The sequence below is a fragment of the Oceanobacillus sp. CAU 1775 genome (assembly GCF_054482815.1).
Map to the genome: position 1 here is coordinate 299,975 of NZ_JBTLRO010000001.1, position 18,763 is coordinate 318,737.

Here is an 18,763-nt window from a genome sequence, read left to right on the forward strand (position 1 = left end):
AAGTCATTCGAAGTTAGAATTACTTATCCTGAGTAAACTGGTGAGTCAGCTATGAAGGTTAAATTTGCAATATCTTTTATATTAATCCTACTTATAATAATACTTTTCTTTATCCTCCCCGTAAAAACAGCTATTGTATTTTATGAAGAAAACACGGATAAAATCGCTGCGTTTCTTCCCATCAACGAAGGAGAAACATTTGAAATTATATTTACACATTCGATTCATCTAACAGATGTTGTAGAAAAATATCAGGTTACTGAAGAATTAAATATAAAGCAGTATGAAATTATATTTGAGCATTTTGGGATAGGTATGCCTTCCAATGCAGAAGGTGAAGAGGTATTTGAATATAAAGATGGTAAATATCATATTTCTAATCTGAATAACATCTTTGAGTCTATAAATATTCGAAATGGAAAAACGGTTTCCGAACATCGACTTCTGTGGAGTGCAGGAGAAGAAGAGGAACAAAATATGGTTTGGTTTAATGATTATTTTGAACCAGGTGCTTGGTTTAGGGTACAGGTAAAAAGGGTAACAACTTGGGAGCTTTTGAAAGGAGTGGAAATCGATGTCGGATAAAAACCAATCAAATCAAATATCAATAGAAGAACAACAAGAACTTATGGAAAAATATGACGTAGAATCAAATACAAGAAAACTAACAGGAATTGTAGGTTGGATTGTATTTTTCACACTAATTGCATTCTCTTTATTCCACTTATATACAGGAATTTTTGGTGCTTATACTGCATACATACAACGAACGGTCCACTTAGGATTTGCTTTATCACTAATATTCTTGCTGTTCCCAGCAAAAAGAGGTTTGAAGAAATCAAGTGTTCCATGGTATGACTGGATACTAGTTGCACTTTCCATTACAGTTGCGGCATATTGGCCAGTATTCTACGATACATTGGTTCAAAAAGTCGGCGCAATTGATTTAGTGCAAGTATTTATTGGAGGTCTGGCAATACTTCTAGTGTTAGAAGCAGCCAGGCGTGCTGTAGGACTCCCGATAGTAATCATTGCAGGTTTATTCTTGTTATATGCTCTTTTCGGCCCGCAAATGCCGGGAATGTTGATTCATAGAGGGCTAAGCTTGGAACAATTAATTAATTCGATGTTCTTTACAACTGAAGGTATCTTAGGAACACCATTACAAGTTTCATCTACGTATATTTTCTTATTCTTGTTATTTGGTGCATTCTTGGTCCAAACAGGTGTTGGTCTTTACTTTAATGATTTAGCACTTGCTATTGCAGGGAAACGAGTTGGGGGTCCTGCAAAGGTTGCTATTTTCTCAAGTGCGTTGAACGGAACAATTTCAGGAAGTTCAGTAGCAAATACAGTAACAACTGGTTCTTATACGATTCCAATGATGAAACGTTTAGGTTATAAACCAAACTTCGCTGGAGCCGTTGAAGCAGCTTCTTCAACTGGTGGACAAATCATGCCACCAATTATGGGTGCAGCCGCATTCTTAATGATTGAATTTGCTGGGGTTCCTTATTGGGATATTGCTAAAGCAGCTGTCATCCCCGCTCTTTTATACTTCACAGGTATTTGGGTGATGACGCATTTTGAAGCAAAACGTTTAGGCTTAGTAGGACTGCCTAAAGAAGAATTACCAAGTAAAATCGCTGTACTGAAAAAACTATATTTACTTCTTCCAATACTAGCAATCGTCTGGTTTTTATTTGATGGATATAGTATTGAAAGAACAGCAATTTATGGAATTCTCGCATGTATCATTGTAAGTATGTTTAGCAAAGAAACGAATATGTTCTTAAATAATGAAGGTAAATTTACTTTATCTAAGTTAATTACTGCTTTAACAGAAGGTGCTCGGACGGCTCTCGGTGTAGCAGCAGCAACAGCTTGTGCTGGTATTATTGTAGGAGTTGTTACGAAAACAGGTTTAGGATTAAAGTTAGGTAATGGACTAGTAGGATTAGCTGCTTCCATCGCAACAAATGAAATGGCGTTAATCTTACTTACATTAGCATTCACGATGGTTACTTCCATTATTATTGGGATGGGATCACCAACAACAGCAAACTATATTATCACGTCAACAATTGCTTTACCTGCAATTATGTCACTAAGTGATCAATACGAACTTGCAATACCAGTATTAGCTGCTCATATGTTTGTATTCTTCTTCGGAATCGTGGCGGATATTACACCGCCAGTTGCCTTAGCCGCGTTTGCGGCCACAGGAATCTCTGGAGGAGAACCAATACGTACAGGAATCAATGCAGCCAAGCTGGCAATTGCAGCCTTTATTATCCCGTATATGTTTGTTTTTGAACCACAGCTATTGATGATTGATGTTACCTTCGTGGGCTTAACTTCGATTATTATTACAGCTCTGACAGGGATGATTGCGATTGGTGCAGGGCTTATAGGTTTCTGGTATCGCAAACTTAATTGGGTTGAACGAATCATTGCAGTAGTTGCAGGGTTATTATTAATTTATCCAGAAGGTTATTCAGATATCTTTGGAGCAGTAATCTTTGTTATTATGCTAGTTATTCAATTTATGACTAGAGAAAAAACAACAAAAGAAAATAAACCGACTCCATCTAATGCATAATTAAATGAATAATAATAGGGGACCACTCTTTAGATAAGTGGTCTCCTATTTTTTTGCAGCATTTTAATTGGGATTCCTCGCAAATAATTCACTTTCATATTTTTTTAAGGCTTGTTTCAGTATGATGATTAGTAGCATGTATGAAGGTTGGTATTAAAATGAAAAAACAATATGACTTTACAGAAGGGAATATATTAAAGCAGCTAGTATTTTTCTCAGGGCCGATTTTATTAACGAATCTCTTGCAGGTTTCCTATCAGTTTATTGATAGCTTATGGGTAGGAAATTTACTAGGAGCAAATGCACTTGGAGCGGTTGGTATTTCAGGAACAATTCTGTTTACCGTTCTAGCGTTTATTATTGGGTTAAACAATGCTGCATTAACTATTCTCTCACAACAAAAAGGAAAAGATTCCGGTGAGGGTTTAAAAAGGTATTTAAATGCCTTTGTCGTACTGATGACTACCATTGCTCTATTCCTCGGAATAGTAGGTTATTTCTTTGCAGAGCAACTCCTCGGCTTACTTGGAACACCTGAAGTGATGCTGCAGGATGCTAAAACTTACTTACAAATAAACTTCCTGGGAATTTTATTTTTATTCGGATATAACTTTATTAGTACAGTAATGCGTGCACTTGGTGATAGTAAAACACCACTAAAATTTGTAACAGTTGCAGTACTAGCAAATATAATTTTAGATCCATTATTTATCTCCGTTTTTGACTGGGGAATTGCTGGCGCAGGCTATGCAACTGTAGTTTCTCAAGGAATAGCATTTATATATGGATACATATACTTAAGACGTCATAGACTTGCACCATTTTCTATTCCTAAACTACCGAGCTGGCAAGAAATTCGCTTAATCTTACATTTAGGTATCCCATCGGGTTTACAGATGGCCGTTATATCAGCTGGTTCGGCTGCAATAATGAGTGTTGTTGCTATGTTCGGTGGTGGAGTTGTCGCAGGATTTAGTGCTGCACAGCGCTTGGATAGTTTGATCATGCTTCCAGCACAAGCGTTTAGTATTGCTATCACAAGTATGGCTGGACAAAATATAGGAATAAAAAACTGGGATCGTGTTGAGAAGATTGCAAAGTATGGAGTCTTATATAACTTCGGTATTATGGTTGTTATCGGGATATTCGTTATAATCTTTGCAGAATATGGAATCAAGTTATTTATACGTGACGAGGAAGCAGTTGCATTTGGAAAACAGTACTTAACGATCATCGCATTATGTTTTCCATTCCTTGGAATTAACTTTATTCTAAATGGAATTGTACGAGCAGCAGGTGCAATGTATCAAGTTCTGATTTTAAATCTTATCTCATTTTGGATATTAAGATATCCCTTAACAGCATTATTTGCTAATCTTTATGGTGAAATAGGTATTGCATTGGGGATGGGCGGCAGCTTTATTATAAGTAGTATTGTGGCCATTCTTTATTATAGATATGGGAAGTTCAGAGAGAAGGATTTATTTAGGTAGTCAGTGACTAGCTAATATAGTCTCTAATGGCGTCGACTAGGGTGAGATGGTATATTAAGAATAGTTAATAAAAAGGAGGAGTTTATATGGTTAAAGCAATTCATACAGAAAACGCACCAGCAGCAATTGGTCCATATTCACAAGCAATTCAGGCTGGAGACTTCCTGTTTGTGTCAGGTCAGATTGCACTTGACCCTGAGACAGGGGAAATTGCTGAGGGTATCGAGAAGCAAACAGAACAAGTGATGGAAAACCTGAATGCTATTCTGAAAGAAGCAGGTACTGATTTTACACAAGCAATTAAATGCACCATTTATTTAAGCTCCATGGAAGACTTCGCTACAGTGAATGAAATTTACGGAAAATATTTAATAGAACCATATCCTGCTCGAGCAACCGTTGAGGTAAGTCGACTACCAAAGGATGTATTGGTTGAAATAGATGTTGTTGCTCATATTCAAAAATAGGAGGCAATAGATTTGGATAATTTTATTTATCATAATCCTACCAAATTAATATTTGGAAAAGGACAAATTGAACAGTTAGGCGAAGAAGTAAAGCAATATGGAAGTAAAGTGTTGGTCATCTATGGTGGGGGCAGCATTAAGCGAAACGGTATTTACGATCAAGTGATGGATAAACTACAAGAAATAGATGCTACTGTATATGAACTGGCAGGTGTAGAACCTAATCCACGGATTTCAACTGTGCGTGCGGGTGTGGACATTTGTAAACGTGAGGGAATTGACTTTTTACTAGCCGTTGGTGGTGGAAGCACAATCGATTGTACAAAAGCAATTGCAGTCGGAGCTAAAACAGACGCTGACATGTGGGATGTTGTAATGAAAAAAGAACAACCTCAAGGTGCATTACCATTTGGCACGGTACTTACGCTTGCTGCAACAGGGTCTGAGATGAATCCAAGCTCTGTCATTACAAATTGGGAAATAAATGAGAAACATGGTTGGTCTTCAAAAGATGCTTACCCGAAATTTTCTATTTTAGATCCGGCGTATACCATATCTGTTCCTAAAGATCAGACAATTTACGGTATTGTTGATATCATGTCTCATGTGTTTGAGCATTATTTTCATACAACGGAAAATACGCCTATGCAAGACCGATTATGTGAAGGGATTTTACTTTCCATGATTGAGACAGCGCCAAAACTTGTAAATGATTTGGAAAATTACGATTATCGTGAGATTGTTTTGCTTAATGGTACGTATGCATTGAATGGTATGGTTAGTGTTGGACTTCGAGGAGATTGGGCAACACATAACCTAGAACATGCCGTTTCAGCAGTACATGATATTCCACATGGTGGAGGACTCGCAATATTGTTCCCGCATTGGATGGAATATGTACTAGATGAAAATAATGTCGACCGCTTCAAGCAACTTGCAATAAGAGTCTTTGATGTAAGTACGGAAGGAAAAACAGATAGAGAAATAGCATTAGAAGGAATTGCTGCATTACGGTCTTTCTGGAATCAAATAGGTGCACCAAGTAAATTATCTGATTATGATATTACAGAAACAGATTTAGACAAAATCTCTGAAAAAGCAGTTTCCGTTCGTAAGGAATACGGTAACTTTAAAAAGCTTGATCAAGCAGCTTCTTTAGAAATTTTACAAGCTAGTTTATAAGCATGAAACATGACGATATTTCCCGGGAAATGTCATAAAAAGAGGAGCTAAGTTTATTGATATAAACTTAGCTCCTCTTTAATTGCAATTCTTACTTTATCAAGACATTCTTCAGGAGTTTTCCCGAAAATTCTTTTATTATTTACAAGCGCATATGGCCTTACAGCACACAGCCCACAAAAGTTCAAACATTCATTCATAATGACAGCGACCTCTGGAAATTCAGTTTCAAGAATTTCTTCAACGTCTACAGTAGTAATTGTATTTCCATCACATATTTCTACTACAACAATACCCATGTGAATCACACTTTCTATTTTTGCTTGAAGCATAAGAAACTATGGAGTTTAGACTTGGTGGCTATCTCTTTTTTTGAAGAATAGCCACGTCCGGCTCCAGCGCCCAACGACTATCAAACTTCGCACTCCTCCAATCGATAAGTCAACATCGGCTCGTACCTCGCCGTGTTTCCTATATCTCATTGCGAAGTGCTCCAGTTTGTACGTCGCTGAACGGGCGCTTACGCCTTTGTTCTCTTAGTATAATCATATCTCTCGAGTCGACGCAATATATTTGCATTAAAAAAGCTGAGAAACGAAGGTTTCTCAAGCTTTTAAATTAGTGTTTATATGAGACGTTTTTTGAATCTTTAAGTTCATATTCTGTTGTGTACCAAGTGATCAACATAATTATTCCGCTTAAGATGAGTAGTCCACTTGTTACAAAGAATACAGACGAGAATCCATAAAGAGCAGCAATCAATCCACCGAGTGCAGGGCCGATTACGTTTCCTAAGAAGCGTAAACTTGTATTATAACCAAGCACTTCACCTTGCATGGATAATGGTGCTTCTTGTCGGATATAAGCAATTCTTAGTGGTACGATTCCACCGATTGCAATTCCGAGTAAGAACCTGAGTGCAATGAGCTGTCCGATATTTGTTACAAATGCACCTGGTAAATAAACAATTCCTGCTGCGAATAATAAAATGATGAGGATCTTAATATAACCAACCCGGTCACCAATTTTACCCCATCTTCTCGATGTTAAAAGGTTACCTAATCCAGCTGCTGAGAAAGCCATCCCAGCGAAGAATGCAATATTTACAGGTCCATGGATCTCTTCTACAAATAGAGAAAGAATTGGTTGAATACTAAAGTGTGCAATCTGAACCAAGGCAGAAAGCAACATGACAACTAGTAAAACAGGTTTACTTATAATATGCTTAATAACTTCTTTACTTGTATAGGATTTATTGTCGCGAGCATCTGATGAGATTTTCATTTGAATTTCTTTGATTCCAAAGTAGACAAGGAATGCTGATAAGAAAATGGTAACAGATACCCATTTAAATGTACTTGCAAAGCCGAACATATCTGCAAGCATTCCACCAAGCATTGGTCCCATAAGTGCACCAGTGATTCCACCAGTTTGTAAAGTGCCTAGCACTTTTCCAGCTGATTCTTTAGGTGTTTGGACTGCAATAAAGGCTTGTGACATTGGAATAAATCCTGTGAAGACTCCCATAATTAGACGGAGGAAGAATAGTTGCCAAACGGAGGTAGCAAATCCCATTAAAAATACGGATATTCCTATACCCGCGGCAGAAATAATTAATATTTTTTTTCTTCCAACTTTATCTCCAATTCTTCCCCAGATGGGAGAGAATATAAATGCTGTTATAAAAGTAACAGCGAAAATTAAACCTGACCATGTTTGAACATAAGAATCCGTGAAATTGCCTAATGAGGCGACGTAAAGTGATATAAACGGAATAACCATAGTCATACTTCCACTAATGAAAAAGTTCGCAAACCACATAATAGATAAATTACGTTTTAAGACTTTATCTGAATCGATTTTTAATACCCTTCTTTCTGCCGAAATACTTCGGTACTCTAAATATAACGCATTTCGAAATAAATTTAAAGAGATAAGCTCACGATTACACAAACTTGTCAATTTTGGATTCTGCAGAAAGAGTGTTCATTTTACTCATAAAACGTTATAATAGGAAAAAGTCTAGACATGGAATATTTTCCATCTATCGTAATAGGCTAAAGAATAATAATTTATTCTTACCAAGAAAAGGTTAAAGGGGCGTTTATAATGAAAAAAATACGTAAAATCACACTTTCTCTTCTATTAGTAGTTGGAATGTTACTTGGTTTAGCAACACCGGCACTCGCTGTATCAGATAGTATCCTAGTATTTGGAGCACAGCTTTCGGAAGCACAACGTGAAGAGGTAAGGAAGAGTCTTGATTTAACTGCAGATGGCCCTCATCAGGAATTTGAAGTTACTGGTCAAGACTACGCGAACTATATTAATGGAAACCCAAATTCAAATATGTATTCTTCAGCGCTTATTAATTTAGAAAATGCTGGAGAAGGTTTAGTAGTAAATATTGTTACTCCAGAAAACATTACGAAGGTAACAAGTGAAATGTATGAGAACGCATTACTCACAGCAGGTGCAGAGAATGTAACCGTAGATGTTACTTCACCAGTTGCCGTAACAGGTCACTCAGCTTTAACAGGTATTTACAAAGCGTATGACGAGGAAGGTGTCGAGCTAGATAAAGAACGTATGGAACTAGCCAATGACGAATTATCAGTAGCAACTGATTTAGCTGAAAGTGAAGGAATGGACGAAGAGAAGGTAAGTAACCTCCTTACAGAGATTAAGAAAATGATCGCTGAACAAAATCCAGTAACGCGTGAAGAAGTCGAACAAATCGTTAGTGAGCAACTAGAACGACTAGAAATTAACTTAAGTGAACAAGATCGACAAATGTTGATAGACTTAATTGATAGAATGCGTGATTTGAATATTGATTTCTCAGGAGTAAAAGATCAGCTTCAAAATATTGCTGATAGTGTTACTCAAAAAATAGACGAGCTAGGATTAGATGAAGGATTTTGGCAAAATGTAGCGAATTTCTTCAGTGAAATCTTCGGTTCAATCAGTAATTTCTTTAAAAATGTCTTTAATTAAGCTCGAAAATTGCATGATTTAGCGATACACAAAGGTTAATTTTCAGATAATATAGCGAAAAAACTGTAACAATGTAATAAAAATAAGTCTTTAGCACCTGTTATATTTCATACCTGTTACAAATGTCATATATCAGGACAAAACTGTAATGGATGTCACGTACTCTTAATTTGGCTGTAACTGTTTTCCTCAAATTTCTGTGGTAAGCTAAGCACTGTCAGAATTTGAGGAGGAAAGACATGAAGAAATTAGTAGCTAGTTTAGCAGCAGGAATTCTGTTTGTTGGTGCGGCTGTATCTACAGCTTCAGCTCATGAACATGAAGTACAGCAAGGCGAAAATCTTTGGAGTCTTGCCAAAGAATATAACACCACTGTAGATGAACTTGTGGCAATTAACGATTTAAAGACAACAACTATTCAACCAAAGCAAATTATATATATAAATGAAACTTACGTGGTGCAGCGTGGTGATACATTAATTGCCATCGGTGAGGAATATGATGTTTCAGTAGATGAATTAAAGGATTGGAATGAATTAGAATCCAGCCTCATCGTAATTGGACAAGAATTGATTATTAAAGGTGTAAACATAGATCGCGAAGATGCAGAGCTTGATGAAGAAGCAAAAGCTCCTGCACAACAAACAACCGCGCAGACATCAAAAAATCAAACGACAAATAATGCACCAGCAACAAAGTCTAGTACATCAGAACAGCCACAAGGTAAAACCTTTTCAGTAACAGCAACTGCTTATACTGCAGAGTGTGAAGGGTGTTCAGGAATTACCTACACTGGTGTGAACTTAAACAAAAACCGTAACGCAAAAGTAATTGCGGTAGATCCTAATGTGATTCCATTAGGTTCAGAAGTTTATGTTGAAGGTTATGGCTATGCAATCGCAGCAGATATCGGTAGTGCTATCAAAGGTAACAAAATCGATCTTCACGTTCCAACAAAGGACGAAGCTTTTGCATGGGGCGTACGCACAGTTAAAATTACAATAGTTAAATAAAAATGATAAAAAAGAAAGCTGCACAATTTTGTGTTGGCTTTCTTTTTTTATTTACTCTTCTCCCACTTGAATCCGATTACCTCAGACATCCCATCCTTTTAACTTTTCTACTCATCTATGTTAAAATATAAAGTGGTGTAAACGTAAACAATTTCAAAAAATATAAGGGGGCAATGATTATGTCTAGTAAAACATTAGATCATTTTTTGAATGAAAATATTGCTGATTTAAAAGAACGTGGTTTATATAATGAAATAGATCCAGTGGAAGGTGCAAACGGGCCAACAATTTCAATCGGTGGTAAGCGTTTGATTAACCTTTCTTCAAATAACTATCTAGGTCTTGCAACAGATGAAAAATTAAAACAATATGCAAAAGAAGCTGTAGATTCACATGGTGTTGGAGCAGGTGCTGTTCGTACAATTAACGGTACACTTGATTTACATGTGGAACTTGAAAAGAAATTAGCAGAATTTAAAGGAACGGAAGCAGCAATTTCTTACCAGTCAGGGTTTAACTGTAATATGGCAGCTATTTCTGCAGTGATGAATAAAAATGATGCTATCCTTTCAGATTCACTAAACCATGCATCGATTATAGATGGTTGCCGTCTATCGAAAGCAAAGATTCTTCGTTACGAGCATTCAGATATGGATGATCTACGTCAAAAAGCAAAAGAAGCAGTTGAATCTGGGTTATATAAGAAAATCATGGTAATTACAGATGGCGTATTTTCAATGGATGGAGATATTGCAAAGCTACCAGAAATCGTTGAAATCGCAGAAGAATTTGACCTGATTACATATGTGGATGATGCGCATGGTTCAGGTGTCCTTGGTGATGGAGCTGGAACGGTGAAGCACTTTGGCTTACAGGATAAAGTAGATTTCCAAATGGGTACACTTTCAAAAGCAATTGGTGTTATTGGAGGGTACGTAGCAGGAAAGCAAAATCTAATTGATTGGTTAAAAGTAAGTTCAAGACCATTCCTATTCTCAACCGCAGTATCACCTGCAGATGCAGTTGCTAGTACAAAGGCAATTGAGATGCTAATGGAAAGTACAGAGCTGAATGAGAAACTTTGGGAAAATGGTAACTACCTAAAAACAGGCCTGAAAGAAATCGGCTTTGATATCGGAAATAGTGAAACACCAATTACACCAGTTATTATTGGTGAAGAGAAGAAAGCACAAGAATTTAGTAAACGTCTTTTCGAAGAAGGTGTATATGCGAAAGCAATCGTATTCCCAACCGTACCTAGAGGAACAGGGCGCGTTCGCAATATGCCAACTGCAGCACATACAAAAGAAATGCTTGATGAAGCAATTGCTGTTTATGAAAAGATTGGTAAAGAAATGGACCTTATTTAAAAAGGCGAACCTAAAGAGAGAAATGATCATTTTCGCAGTTTTCCCTATCTTAAAGAATAGAACAATCCTTCGAGATAGGGTTTTTCTGCCGCAATAATAACTAATGAGAGAAAAGAAAATAGAAGGGATTTTTATTATGAAAAAAATTCTCATAACTGGAGCATGTGGCCAAATTGGTTCAGAGCTCGTAATAAAACTTAGAAAGATTTATGGTGAAGATAATATAATTGCAACAGATATCAAAGCTGCCTCTGGCGAATTAAGTGAGGGAATCTTTGAAACGCTTGATTGTACAGATGCTAAAGGAATCTATGAAACTGCAAAAAAGCATAATGTAGATACGATTATGCATTTAGCAGCATTATTATCAGCAAAAGCAGAAGCTGAACCTCAAAAAGCATGGCATTTAAACATGGGTGGCCTAATGAATTCTCTTGAAGTTGCACGTGAACTAGACCTACAATTTTTCACGCCAAGCTCAATTGGAGCATTTGGACCGACAACACCAAAAGATCAGACCCCACAAGATACCTTGCAACGACCAACGACAATGTATGGAGTAAATAAAGTTGCTGGTGAATTATTATGTGACTATTACTTCCACCGTTTTGGAGTTGATACGAGAGGAGTACGTTTCCCTGGATTGATTTCTTATAAGACACTTCCAGGTGGGGGCACAACAGATTATGCAGTCGACATTTACTATGAAGCGATTCGTAACAAAACATATACATCCTTCATTAAAGAAGGAACCTATATGGATATGATGTACTTGCCAGACGCTCTAAATGCAATTGTTGACCTAATGGAAGCAGATTCTGCAAAACTCGAGCACCGAAATGCATTCAATATTTCAGCAATATCGGCTGCACCAGAAGATTTTGCAAAATCTATCCAAAAGCATATTCCTGAATTCACATTAAATTATGACGTAGATCCAGTTCGACAAAAAATTGCCGAAAGCTGGCCCAACGCAATCGACTCCTCAGAAGCAGTAAAACAATGGGGATATAGTTACCAATACGATATCGATAAAATGACAAAAGAAATGCTTGAGAAGCTGAGAGTTAAATTAGCTTAAATATGATTTAAATAGAAAACGCATGTAATCAGGGAATTGATTACATGCGTTTTATTATTGGTAAAATTAAGGATATTATTATGATATCACCCATAAAAAGCAAAAGGAGTAAAATGAGCTTCGGAAATATACGGAGACTCCTGCGGGATGCAAGGCAACGGTGAGACCCCGGAGCGCGCAAAGCGTGCGAGGAGGCTCACCAGCCGCCCGCGGAAAGCGTAGTATATTTCCGAAGCGGGTTTTACCTCTTAACTTATTAAATATGGCAAAACTTAATTGTTAAGCATACATCGCATTAATTTCTTTTTGAAGCTTCTGATCACGTACATAATCATCATAGCTCATCTCTTTATCGATAATTCCTTTAGGTGTAATCTCGATTAAGCGATTTGCAATACTATTTACGAACTGATGGTCATGTGATGTGAATAGCATCGAACCTTTGAATTTGATTAAACCATTGTTCAATGACGTGATTGACTCAAGGTCTAAGTGGTTTGTTGGCTCATCAAGTAAAAGCACGTTCGCATTGGAAAGCATCATTTTTGATAACATACAACGAACCTTTTCTCCCCCTGAAAGCACACTTGCTTTTTTCAGTGCTTCCTCACCAGAGAACAACATTCTTCCTAGGAAACCACGTAAGAAAGTCTCTGTTTCATCTTCAGGAGAATACTGACGTAACCAATCAACTAAAGGTAGATCGTTCCCTTCAAAAAACTTAGAGTTATCTTTCGGGAAATACGATTGAGAAGTAGTTACTCCCCAACGATATGTTCCAGCATCAGGCTCTATTTCACCCATTAAAATTTGAAGTAGTGTTGTTTTAGCAATGTCGTCACGCCCAACAAGTGCAATTTTATCATCTTTATTCATAATAAAACTAACATTGTCTAGTACAACAGTATCACCGATTTTTTTAGTTAATCCTTCTACACGTAATAAGTCATTTCCAACTTCACGTTCAGGTGTAAATGCAATATAAGGATATTTTCTTGAAGAAGGTTGAATATCATCTAATGTAATGTTATCTAACATTTTCTTTCTAGAAGTTGCCTGTTTGGATTTCGAAGCATTCGCACTAAATCTCGCGATAAACGCTTGGAGATCTTTGATTTTTTCTTCTTTTTTCTTGTTTTGGTCTGCTGCCATTTGTGCTGCAAGTTGACTTGATTCATACCAGAAGTCATAGTTCCCAACGAATATCTTAATTTTACCAAAATCAACGTCTGCAATATGCGTACAAATTTTATTTAAGAAGTGACGGTCATGGGAAACAACAATAACTGTATTCTCAAAGTTGATCAGAAATTCTTCTAACCACTGAATTGCTTGAATATCAAGACCGTTTGTAGGCTCATCTAGAAGTAGAATATCAGGGCTTCCGAAAAGACTTTGTGCAAGTAGCACTTTTACCTTATCTTCTTCCTGTAATTCAGACATAAGTTTATCATGTAGGGATTCTTTTACACCAAGACCTTTTAAAAGGATTGCTGCATCTGACTCAGCTTCCCAACCATTCATCTCTGCAAATTCGCCTTCAAGCTCTGCAGCACGAATTCCATCTGCTTCAGAAAAATCTTCTTTCATATAGATTGAATCCTTTTCTTGCTTAACTTCGTATAATTTACTATGACCCATCAAAACTGTCTCAATGACAGGATGTTCTTCATAAGCAAAGTGGTTCTGTTCCAAAACAGCAAGACGCTGTCCAGATGCTAAAGAGACATTTCCGCTTTGCGGTTCGATTTCACCAGATAAAACTTTAAGGAAAGTTGACTTTCCTGCACCATTTGCACCAATAACTCCATAGCAATTGCCGGGAGTGAATTTTAAGTTAACGTCTTCAAATAACTTTTTGTCGCCGAATCGTAAACTAACATTTGTAACTGTTATCATGCGTTATGAATCCTCCAATAAATGATTTAGTATCCAAGGCTAGCTTACGTTATTTAAGCCGATTCGTCAATGCGAAAACAAGCAGGGGTACGCATTAAATGAGGTGAATTTCATTAATTTCACCATATAGTTGGATTTATCTTCAAAGTTTAAAAGTGGTGCATTGTAAAAGAGTTTTGGAAGTCTGTTTTGACTTGAGTTGGTATCGTCTATTATGGAGAAGTCAAGTGAAATGATATTGACATCCGAGGGTTCTAATGTAATATTTAAATTAGCTTGTAGCTCGACAAGCTGTGAAAGGGGGAAAGAAAGTGGAAGATAGAGAGATATATTTCCTTTTTACGGATACTGGCTCTTATTTATCGAGAATGATAGGTTTCTTTACCAAGGAAGAATTGAACCATGTATCAATTTCATTTAGTGAAGATTTTAGCACGCTATATAGTTTTGGTAGAAAGAGACCAAGGAATCCATTTATCGGGGGCTTTGTTAACGAGGATATTCAAAATGAATTCATGGCCAAATCTAAATGCGAAATTTATAGGCAAGCAATCAGTAAAGAAGATTATGATGAAATTATAAATAAAATTAAAGAAATAGAAGAAAAACGCGATGAGTACCGTTACAATTTCATTGGGCTAGTTGGAGTTTTATTTCATATACAGATTAAACGAAAATCAGCATTATTTTGTTCGCAGTTCGTTGCAGAGGTTATCCAGGGATCCGAGAAGTTTAAATTCGATAAACCAAATTGTTTTATAACACCTGCAGATATTCGTAAATACCCGGGCAATGAATTTGTCTTTAAAGGAAAACTTTGTGAATATAGACCGAAACCTATGAAACTTGTTTTAGGAGAAAATACTAGAAGTAAGCAATCATTTATATATTATATTTCTAATAAATTTAGACGTTTTGTTATCAAGTAAGGACCCTGCCGGTTGTGGTAGGGTTATTTTTTATAGAAATCACGATTCTAATACATGTCATAAAGAGCTATTTATCATAGAAAATAAGATTCTTTATTTATGCTAGGCATCACTATAAGTTATTTATAATGTTATTCACTTCTTCCATTGAAAGCCCAGTAAATTTTGCAATACTTTCTACTTTAAAACCTTCATTTAATAAATTTTGGATAACCTCGATTTTACCTTCTCGTTTCCCTTCCATTTTCCCTTCTATTTTTCCTTCTCTTCGTAAAATATCAGCTAAACTCATCATCTCTTCACTCCTTTTTGGATCGATTAATTTAATACGATTATTCATTTCGTATAAATCTTTTTTGGTGAGTGATCTGCTGGCACTGAATAGATAAATCATCATCGTCTGAAAGAATTCTTGTTCTGTTTGTTCATCTGCTAATTCAGATAGGTATTCTACCGCACGTTCAACAGTTTTCCATAATTCCTCTTCTTTTTTTACAGGAATATCCCGAAGTAGGAGAAAAAGTATCCGAAGTTGTACGGTTCCACGTATTTCTGAATCGTCGTATGTTGACAAATCATATAATAGAAATTCAAAGTCAGGAATGAATTGTTGGATATCTTTGTTAAATGATTGGTAACCCTTAATCATTTCCCCGAGGGTCTTCATATTATTCCTATTATTAACATTGTGACGCAACACTAATGGGAAAATAACTGGTAATTCTGTTGCATGCTCTTTACTCATTTTTGATTGCCAAATATAAACCATATAATCTAATAATTGAAGGGGCAAATCTTTACTCACATAACTTTTGTGTTCAATTAGAAAGTAGAAATAACCTTCTTGACCGTTTATCATTGCTTTAAATAGCAAATCAGAGAATCCCTCTTCTAGATTTTTATTAATAAAACTATCCTTTTGTGGCTCTAATGTAGATATATCAACAGCATTCCTTAGAGTATCTGGTAGGTAATTTATTAAGAAACTTTGTGCATTTTTAATATTATTTAGTGTATCCTTAACAAACTTATCATGTGGATTTGTTATTCTCAATTTATCTCCCTACTCTCTATAGTTTACCTCAAATACTGTAAAAATAACAGAATGCATTTTGGCAATTCAATCAATTGGCACTTTCATTATCTCTGTTTCCATAATATATAGAGATTAATTGTAGTGTCAAAAGCGCAAAAATACATTTTGAGTAGGGGGAGCATGGAGAGAATTCAATTATTTTCTAGAATGAAATGAAATGATTACTCTACTAAACAAGAGTAAAATTGAATCTTGTTAGTTTCATATCGAATTGACTTAAAAATGGTGATATGCAATTATTTGCACATCACCATCAAAAGTCTATTTTAATAAGACTCAGCATCTCTTCCTTTTTCAACTGCATCCTTTACTGCCTTGCCAGCTTCTTTTGCTCCTAAAGGGTGCATTTCTTCAGCCGTTTCAGTCATGGCATAATCCTTCTTGCTCGCCATTGTCTCCGCAATCCCTTCACGAAGCCTCCGTCCATATTCTTCATCAGCTTGCTCCGCTAGAGCGATCATTTTATCCTGAATATCTTTTGCACATGTGGCTAGATCACCAACAAGGTTTGAAATTAATTCATCTTTCTCCCATTGCTCAAATTGACGATAGGTTTCTCCGGCTTGTTTGGTGTTATCATCACGTTCAATGGATTCACGAACAAGATTACCCTCTACATGTGGGGAATGAGTCTTCCCTAACTGTTTTGCTTCTTTTAAACCATTTAGGCTAGAAGGTTCGTAATTTACATGTAGATTTTGACCTGGAGCTTTATCATTTTCAAATCGCAATTGGCCGCCTTCTTGATTTGTTGCTACCCGCTTTTTGGCTGCGTTAATTGGTAGTTGCAAGTAGTTCGCACCAATTCTGTAACGCTGTGTGTCGGAATAGGAGAAAGTTCTTCCTTGTAACATTTTATCATCAGAAAAGTCCATTCCATCGACTAATACTCCCGTACCAAAACCAGATTGTTCTACCTCATTATGATAATTATCAGGGTTTTTATTTAAAATCATTTTACCGACAGGAAGCCACGGAAACTGTTCTTCCGGCCATAATTTTGTATCATCAAGTGGATCAAAGTGGAGTTCTGGATGCTCGCCGTCTTCCATGATTTGAACAAATAATTCCCATTCCGGGTAATCGCCTTTTTCAATTGACTCATATAAATCCTGTGTTGCATGATTAAAGTTCTTTCCTTGAATCTCTTGAGCTTCTTTTTGGGTAAGATTCTTAATTCCTTGCTTCGGCTGCCAATGGTACTTCACGAGTACTGCTTCACCCTCCTGGTTTACCCACTTATACGTATTCACTCCCGAACCTTGCATCATTCGATAGTTCGCAGGAATCCCCCAAGGCGAATAAATAAATGTGACCATATGGAAGGATTCTGGTGAATTTGCACAGAAATCAAAGAATCGCTCGCTATCTTGATAGTTTGTAACTGGGTCAGGACGAAATGCGTGAATCATATCAGGAAATTTCATGGCATCACGGATAAAGAAAATTTTTATATTATTTCCGACTAAATCCCAGTTTCCATCTTCTGTATAAAACTTTACTGCAAATCCACGTGGATCCCTAACTGTTTCAGGGGAGTGTACACCATGCACCACAGTTGAAAAACGCACAAAAACAGGAGTTTGCTTACCCTTTTCTTGGAAAACTTTCGCCCTCGTATATTTGGAAACTGGCTCATCACCAACAGTTCCATAGGTTTCAAAATAACCATGTGCACCAGCTCCACGTGCATGAACAATCCGCTCCGGTACTTTTTCCCGGTCAAAATGACTAATTTTTTCTATGAAATCATAGTTCTCTAGCATCGCAGGACCGCGGCTTCCTATCGTTCTAATGTTTTGATTGTTTGTAACGGGATGTCCTTGCCTGGTCGTTAATGTATCCTCATTTTCAATATGTGTTTCGTGCGGATCTTTTCCTTTTTCACTCATGTAATTATCCCTCTTTCACAAAGATTTCTATTGTTAGATTGCCCATTTCATGTAAAAATACACGGGAATTTCTAATTCACGCACCATGTCCACGAAATCACGCACTCTACACTCCAATTCACGCACTATGCCCGCCAAATTGCGCACCGCACTCTCCAATTCACGCACTATGCTCACCAAATCGCGCACCATCACCTCAACCTACACAAAAAAACGACCCCCATTATCTTCTCCAAAATAATAAAGGTCGTTCTCACACATATTCTATTCTTCTTCCCCAAGCAACTCTTCTAACTTCTGATAAATCTCAGGTGCTGCTCGGTTTAACCTCACAGGCTTCCACTCAGGATTAATCCACATATGCTTCGTTGTACCTTTTGTCAGCAATTCTCCAACAGGCTCAACGACTACAGCGTTATCTGGAACAAATCCCTCTTCACTAATTCTTCTTACTTCATAATGAAATTCTAGACGAACTGGAGAATAGGAAGCTAACTTTGTATAAATAGCGACACAGTCATCAAAGTGAGCAGGGCGCTTATAGGATAGTTGTACATCTAAAACTGGGAGCAGTAAGTCCATTTCTTCCATTTTACGATAGGAAATGCCTTGGTCGCGCATGGATTCTGTTCGGCCCACTTCAAACCAAGTTATATAATTGCTATGATGGACAACGCCCATTTGATCGGTATCTTTATATTGAACACGCATATTTTTTTGATGCCAATTATTCGACATATAA

16 protein-coding genes are annotated in these 18,763 nt (G+C 36.8%); 10 read left to right on the top strand and 6 right to left on the bottom strand.

Annotation, left to right across the window (positions count from 1 at the left end; genetic code table 11):
* The first annotated feature begins 51 nt into the window (after window positions 1–51).
* The 5 genes from ACXYMZ_RS01460 (at window position 52) to ACXYMZ_RS01480 (ending at window position 5,744) form a co-directional block, all read left to right on the top strand.
* Complete coding sequence (locus ACXYMZ_RS01460; protein WP_458946574.1) at window positions 52–585, top strand: DUF1850 domain-containing protein; 534 nt, start codon at window positions 52–54, stop codon at window positions 583–585.
* A complete protein-coding gene (locus ACXYMZ_RS01465; protein ID WP_458946575.1) occupies window positions 575–2,602 on the top strand; it encodes a TRAP transporter permease in 2,028 nt (675 codons plus the stop codon). Before ACXYMZ_RS01460 ends, ACXYMZ_RS01465 begins: the two co-directional genes overlap by 11 nt.
* Before the next feature lie 158 nt (window positions 2,603–2,760).
* The gene (locus tag ACXYMZ_RS01470) at window positions 2,761–4,095 is read left to right on the top strand and encodes an MATE family efflux transporter (protein ID WP_458946576.1); all 1,335 of its coding nucleotides are present in this window, start codon (window positions 2,761–2,763) and stop codon (window positions 4,093–4,095) included.
* Window positions 4,096–4,181: 86 nt separating this feature from the next.
* A complete protein-coding gene (locus ACXYMZ_RS01475; RefSeq protein ID WP_458946577.1) occupies window positions 4,182–4,562 on the top strand; it encodes a RidA family protein in 381 nt (126 codons plus the stop codon).
* 12 nt (window positions 4,563–4,574) lie between these two features.
* Window positions 4,575–5,744, top strand: coding sequence for an iron-containing alcohol dehydrogenase (locus ACXYMZ_RS01480; RefSeq protein WP_458946578.1), 1,170 nt, complete (start codon window positions 4,575–4,577; stop codon window positions 5,742–5,744).
* A 53-nt stretch (window positions 5,745–5,797) separates the two neighbouring features.
* On the opposite strand, the gene ACXYMZ_RS01485 is transcribed toward ACXYMZ_RS01480, so the two are convergent.
* Both ACXYMZ_RS01485 and ACXYMZ_RS01490 read right to left on the bottom strand, forming a co-directional pair.
* Window positions 5,798–6,043, bottom strand: a complete 246-nt coding sequence (locus ACXYMZ_RS01485; protein ID WP_458946902.1) for a YuzB family protein — start codon at window positions 6,041–6,043, stop codon at window positions 5,798–5,800.
* Between the two features lie 319 nt (window positions 6,044–6,362).
* Entirely contained in the window at window positions 6,363–7,565 is a 1,203-nt protein-coding gene (locus ACXYMZ_RS01490) for an MFS transporter (RefSeq protein WP_458946903.1), read from the bottom strand.
* A gap of 288 nt (window positions 7,566–7,853) precedes the next feature.
* Between ACXYMZ_RS01490 and ACXYMZ_RS01495 the strand changes: the two genes are divergently transcribed.
* The 4 genes from ACXYMZ_RS01495 to ACXYMZ_RS01510 all read left to right on the top strand — a co-directional run bounded on the left by ACXYMZ_RS01495 (window position 7,854) and on the right by ACXYMZ_RS01510 (window position 12,205).
* Complete coding sequence (locus ACXYMZ_RS01495; protein WP_458946579.1) at window positions 7,854–8,741, top strand: DUF1002 domain-containing protein; 888 nt, start codon at window positions 7,854–7,856, stop codon at window positions 8,739–8,741.
* 239 nt (window positions 8,742–8,980) lie between these two features.
* Window positions 8,981–9,754, top strand: coding sequence for a 3D domain-containing protein (locus ACXYMZ_RS01500; protein WP_458946580.1), 774 nt, complete (start codon window positions 8,981–8,983; stop codon window positions 9,752–9,754).
* Between the two features lie 179 nt (window positions 9,755–9,933).
* Window positions 9,934–11,124: a glycine C-acetyltransferase gene (locus ACXYMZ_RS01505; protein WP_458946581.1), complete on the top strand. Its 1,191-nt coding sequence runs from the start codon at window positions 9,934–9,936 to the stop codon at window positions 11,122–11,124.
* A gap of 136 nt (window positions 11,125–11,260) precedes the next feature.
* Window positions 11,261–12,205 carry an L-threonine 3-dehydrogenase gene (locus ACXYMZ_RS01510; RefSeq protein WP_458946904.1) on the top strand — a complete coding sequence of 315 codons (945 nt, stop codon included), beginning with the start codon at window positions 11,261–11,263 and terminating at the stop codon, window positions 12,203–12,205.
* A gap of 279 nt (window positions 12,206–12,484) precedes the next feature.
* On the opposite strand, the gene ACXYMZ_RS01515 is transcribed toward ACXYMZ_RS01510, so the two are convergent.
* Window positions 12,485–14,104, bottom strand: a complete 1,620-nt coding sequence (locus ACXYMZ_RS01515) for an ABC-F family ATP-binding cassette domain-containing protein (RefSeq protein ID WP_458946582.1) — start codon at window positions 14,102–14,104, stop codon at window positions 12,485–12,487.
* 311 nt (window positions 14,105–14,415) lie between these two features.
* Between ACXYMZ_RS01515 and ACXYMZ_RS01520 the strand changes: the two genes are divergently transcribed.
* The gene (locus tag ACXYMZ_RS01520; protein WP_458946583.1) at window positions 14,416–15,033 is read left to right on the top strand and encodes a hypothetical protein; all 618 of its coding nucleotides are present in this window, start codon (window positions 14,416–14,418) and stop codon (window positions 15,031–15,033) included.
* 112 nt (window positions 15,034–15,145) lie between these two features.
* Here ACXYMZ_RS01520 and ACXYMZ_RS01525 read toward each other — a convergent pair whose 3' ends face one another.
* The 3 genes from ACXYMZ_RS01525 to ACXYMZ_RS01535 form a co-directional block, all read right to left on the bottom strand.
* Entirely contained in the window at window positions 15,146–16,087 is a 942-nt protein-coding gene (locus ACXYMZ_RS01525; RefSeq protein WP_458946584.1) for an Rpn family recombination-promoting nuclease/putative transposase, read from the bottom strand.
* A 308-nt stretch (window positions 16,088–16,395) separates the two neighbouring features.
* Complete coding sequence (locus ACXYMZ_RS01530; protein WP_458946585.1) at window positions 16,396–18,021, bottom strand: catalase; 1,626 nt, start codon at window positions 18,019–18,021, stop codon at window positions 16,396–16,398.
* A 264-nt stretch (window positions 18,022–18,285) separates the two neighbouring features.
* The gene (locus tag ACXYMZ_RS01535; RefSeq protein WP_458946586.1) at window positions 18,286–18,759 is read right to left on the bottom strand and encodes an acyl-CoA thioesterase; all 474 of its coding nucleotides are present in this window, start codon (window positions 18,757–18,759) and stop codon (window positions 18,286–18,288) included.
* Window positions 18,760–18,763: the final 4 nt, after the last annotated feature.

What these genes read in the sequence shown, in the direction of transcription:
- ACXYMZ_RS01460 (WP_458946574.1), top strand. Translation starts at nt 52, where the DNA reads ATGAAGGTTAAATTTGCAATATCTTTTATATTAATCCTACTTATAATA.
- ACXYMZ_RS01465 (WP_458946575.1), top strand. Translation starts at nt 575, where the DNA reads ATGTCGGATAAAAACCAATCAAATCAAATATCAATAGAAGAACAACAA.
- ACXYMZ_RS01470 (WP_458946576.1), top strand. Translation starts at nt 2,761, where the DNA reads ATGAAAAAACAATATGACTTTACAGAAGGGAATATATTAAAGCAGCTA.
- ACXYMZ_RS01475 (WP_458946577.1), top strand. Translation starts at nt 4,182, where the DNA reads ATGGTTAAAGCAATTCATACAGAAAACGCACCAGCAGCAATTGGTCCA.
- ACXYMZ_RS01485 (WP_458946902.1), bottom strand. Translation starts at nt 6,043, where the DNA reads ATGGGTATTGTTGTAGTAGAAATATGTGATGGAAATACAATTACTACT.
- ACXYMZ_RS01490 (WP_458946903.1), bottom strand. Translation starts at nt 7,565, where the DNA reads ATGTGGTTTGCGAACTTTTTCATTAGTGGAAGTATGACTATGGTTATT.
- ACXYMZ_RS01495 (WP_458946579.1), top strand. Translation starts at nt 7,854, where the DNA reads ATGAAAAAAATACGTAAAATCACACTTTCTCTTCTATTAGTAGTTGGA.
- ACXYMZ_RS01500 (WP_458946580.1), top strand. Translation starts at nt 8,981, where the DNA reads ATGAAGAAATTAGTAGCTAGTTTAGCAGCAGGAATTCTGTTTGTTGGT.
- ACXYMZ_RS01505 (WP_458946581.1), top strand. Translation starts at nt 9,934, where the DNA reads ATGTCTAGTAAAACATTAGATCATTTTTTGAATGAAAATATTGCTGAT.
- ACXYMZ_RS01510 (WP_458946904.1), top strand. Translation starts at nt 11,261, where the DNA reads ATGAAAAAAATTCTCATAACTGGAGCATGTGGCCAAATTGGTTCAGAG.
- ACXYMZ_RS01515 (WP_458946582.1), bottom strand. Translation starts at nt 14,104, where the DNA reads ATGATAACAGTTACAAATGTTAGTTTACGATTCGGCGACAAAAAGTTA.
- ACXYMZ_RS01530 (WP_458946585.1), bottom strand. Translation starts at nt 18,021, where the DNA reads ATGAGTGAAAAAGGAAAAGATCCGCACGAAACACATATTGAAAATGAG.
- ACXYMZ_RS01535 (WP_458946586.1), bottom strand. Translation starts at nt 18,759, where the DNA reads ATGTCGAATAATTGGCATCAAAAAAATATGCGTGTTCAATATAAAGAT.